This is a genomic window from Mesorhizobium sp. M7A.F.Ca.US.002.01.1.1 (assembly GCF_004022955.1).
GTDB classification, from domain to species: Bacteria; Pseudomonadota; Alphaproteobacteria; order Rhizobiales; family Rhizobiaceae; genus Mesorhizobium; species Mesorhizobium ciceri.
Genome location: NZ_RZQE01000852.1, coordinates 1 through 1400 on the forward strand (window position 1 = coordinate 1; position 1400 = coordinate 1400).

The 1400-nt window shown below is 62.7% G+C and carries 2 protein-coding genes; both read right to left on the reverse strand.

Going from position 1 to position 1400, the window contains the following annotated elements; translation table 11 throughout:
• On the reverse strand, positions 1–687 hold a 687-nt coding region (locus tag EN932_RS36120), incomplete at its 3' end, for an AraC family ligand binding domain-containing protein (protein ID WP_164890849.1).
• A gap of 335 nt (positions 688–1022) precedes the next feature.
• Positions 1023–1316 (reverse strand): DUF982 domain-containing protein, encoded by a 294-nt coding sequence (locus tag EN932_RS36125; RefSeq protein WP_127369724.1) that lies wholly within the window; start codon positions 1314–1316, stop codon positions 1023–1025.
• Positions 1317–1400: the final 84 nt, after the last annotated feature.

Sequence of the window (1400 nt, forward strand, 5' to 3'; positions counted from 1 at the left end):
GTACTGCACCAGCGACATGCCGGTGTGGCGGCGAAACGAGCGCGAGAAGGCCCCGGTCGACTGGCCGGCGATGGCGGCGAGATCCGCCTCGTCGAACAGCTGCGTCAGGTTCTCCCTGATATAGGCGAGCGCCTTGTTCATGCCGGCGGTCATGTAGCCCGACGGATCGGGCCGATAGCTGGCGCTGGCCAGCAGCTGGAATTCCTGGGCGCGGCTTAGCAGGCCGGCGATCATCATGAACAGCTCGATGCGGCGCACGCCCTGCGCCTGCATCATCTCTTCCATCAATGGCGCCAGCGCCTTGCTGGTGCGGTTGGAAAACAGCACGCCGCGCCGCGACGCCTCGAGCAGAGCCGCAAGCCCCGCCAGCTCCGGCAGCACATGCATGGCATCGCCGATGAAACTTTCGGAAAACTGAATGATGCGGCCGCGCAGCGGGATCGAGCTGTCCTTGGGGATGTCGCTGACCCAATTGTGCGGCAGGTTCGGCCCCGTCAGCACCAGATTGCCCGGCTCGAACTCGCCGATGAAGTCGCCGACGAAATAGCGGCCGTTGGTGAAGATTACCTGATGCAGTTCATATTCTGGATGGAAGTGCCAGCGCACCGTATGGAAGGGGTAGCCATGCGACCACGCCTTGAAGGACTCCCCGCGTCGTATCTGGACAACTTCCAGGTCCGGTTCCATGTCCGTTTCCTCCCGGCCGGCACGGATATTTGCCGCGTTCGGCCCAATTCCCTAAACCGGCCGAATTGGTTTCGGCTCTGCATTTCAAGAGCCACGGTACCGGCTCATGACAACAGGCGCCACCACGATTCAAGACAATGGATGATACTTTTTTAACCGGAAGGGCGCGCTCAGAGGCGCTATTCGGGCAGAACAGGTCAGTCTTGCTGACGCGTTCGCTCGACTGACCAACGAGAACACTACCGCCCGAAACGGAATTCCAACGTGTCCGGTGGGCGCCTGGCCTATCGCAAGAACAGCGTGTTCAGGCGCTGATGCAGCGCCGTCATCGTAGTTCAGCTGGTGCGCAGCGCACCACCCGCCGCCGTCGCGAGCGGCGTAACCATGTCAGGCACCAGTATGTCGTGGCGGCGCGCGAAGCTGACCAGCGTGGCCCGCACCGTCTCCGGATCGATTTCGCCGACGATGCCCGCCTTGCAAGCGTTGAGTGCGATGGCATGGGCGCCGTTGCGGCCGGCGCTCGGCCAGTCCTGCAGCAGTGCATAGGCTTCCATCACGCTGTCGATCTTCCTCGGAAAGCCCATTCCGACCAGAAGTGTGACCGGTTCCTCGAATTGCCCGCGATTCATGGCTTGTGCCTCCTCTCGATTGTTCAGGGCCTGCGGCGGGCCGAACACCGGGAAGCACGGCCCGCCGCGGATAGGTGAAGGGAC

Coding starts and splice junctions, on each gene's coding strand:
- EN932_RS36125 (WP_127369724.1), bottom strand. CDS start 1,316: ATGAATCGCGGGCAATTCGAGGAACCGGTCACACTTCTGGTCGGAATG.